Genomic DNA, 1,905 nt, shown 5'->3' with positions numbered 1-1,905 from the left:
ATGTCAAAAAAAATCTGGATTCCAGGTTAATCTTCAGCAATTCTCTTTGTTCTCAGTTCTCTCCGCCTGCTTTGTGGAATGCGTTTATCTTTTTTTATTCCACTTGGGTGGTTAATTTTTTTCCAGATTCCTTTTCAATTTTTGAATAATCTCGTCCTTATCCCATTGCGGATGTTCGAGCCAGATTGCTCTTGCTTCATCCTTCAATTTTCCAACTTGAAGCCCTTCTTTTATCACAAATTGCTCCATAATATCCTCGCCCGAAACAGGGGATTGCTTTTCAACTACAGCACTTTGTAATTTCTTAATTCTCTTTTTTAATTCCGGTATTTGTGATGGAAGTGAGTATTCATTTGCATGGGACAGATTATCGGCATGGATGAGATTCAGAAGATCGTTGAGATTTTCATTTGTATTGAGAATAAATTTCCGCACCGTTTTATCCAAAACTTTCTCCGCTTTATCACCAAAATTTTTAGTACGCATATGATTCGCGATGAGAAAACATATTGATTCGATTTCTCTATTTGAGTATTTTAATCGTTTGAGAATTCTTCCTGCCATGATGGCGCTTTCTTTTTCGTGTCCGTAAAAATGAACACCCGTTTCTGAGAGGGTTTTTGTTCTTCCCTTTCCAATATCATGGAGTAAAGCTGCCAGCCGTATGTTCAACTTTTCCGGAGTTTTTACCAGCACGTCCAAGGTATGATGAAAAACATCTTTATCGTGATATTTATTTTGCACCACATTTAAAATTTCTTTGAATTCAGGAATAATATATTGCATAAGTTCGAGTTCGACAAGCATAGCGATTCCCTTATCGGGTTCAGGAGAAACAAGAATTTTGTTCAATTCGTCGCGTTTTCGCTCCCAAGAGATTTTTTGTAATTTTGGAGCATTTTTTTCAATCCCTTCCCTTGTATTTTGTTCCACAGAAAAATCCAGTTGAACCGTAAAACGAACAGCACGAAGCATTCTCAGCGGATCTTCTCCAAAAATAATATCCGGTTTTCCCGTAGATCGAATTATTTTGTCTTTTATGTCCAACAAGCCTTTTCCTGTTAAATCAAATACTTTTTTCGTGGAAATATCCATTACTAATGAGTTTATGGTGAAATCCCGCCGCATTACATCTTCTTTGATTGAGCCTGTTTTCACTTCCGGTTTTCTGGAATTTTCTTGATATGATTCTGAGCGTGCCATAACAAATTCGATTTTGTTTTCAGCTATTTGGCACATCGCTGTTCCGAATCTTTTGTATATAACCGGTCTTGAACTTATCCTTTTGGCAAAAAGGTAATCTGCCAATTCAATTCCTCCGTTTTGCAGATCAACTACAACATCAAGATCGTTACTAAATTTTCCCATTATTTTATCGCGAACAAATCCACCCACAATGTAGGTTTTGTGCTCAAAACGGGTATCCTTTATTGCCTTTGCGATTAATTTGATTATTGTTTTCATAATTTCATAAACTATCTTCCTTTTTCAGATTCTACCGGGAAAAAGTAGATTGGGTTCAGCGAATTTATCTTTACGTTGGGCTTTTCGATAACTTTCGGGATTTGATGGTTAGCCACTAATAACAAGAAACTCGATTCGCGTCAATCTTTTCGACACGACTCGGGTTTCTCGCTTATGAACAAATTTAGCCACGAATTTGCACGAATAGACACTAATATTTAAATCCAAACCTAAAAACGAAAAAATTAAGAGTTGCGAGGGGGTAAACCCCCACGCTAAATCGAAAAAAGAATACTGAAGCATTCTCAAAAAAGTAAAAAATATGTTTTGTGCTCGCAGTTCTCGAGCCAAGTCCCGCTTGGACTTACCCCGCAGCGAAGCGTGGGGTGAGGACAGACAATTGTGCACATCGCTCGCAGTTCTCGGCTCAAAGCAAAAAAA

The 1,905-nt window shown here is 37.6% G+C and carries 1 protein-coding gene; it reads right to left on the bottom strand.

All coding sequences use genetic code 11. The features are described 5' to 3' along the window. Positions 1-111: 111 nt before the first annotated feature. Positions 112-1,464, bottom strand: a complete 1,353-nt coding sequence (locus tag U9P79_01555; GenBank protein MEA2103313.1) for a CCA tRNA nucleotidyltransferase — start codon at positions 1,462-1,464, stop codon at positions 112-114. Positions 1,465-1,905 lie beyond the last annotated feature (441 nt).

It is taken from the genome of Candidatus Cloacimonadota bacterium (assembly GCA_034661015.1).
Classification (GTDB): domain Bacteria; phylum Cloacimonadota; class Cloacimonadia; order JGIOTU-2; family JGIOTU-2; genus JAYEKN01.
The sequence above is the reverse complement of the archived record's forward strand: the minus strand, read 5'-3'. Positions and strand labels throughout refer to the sequence as shown.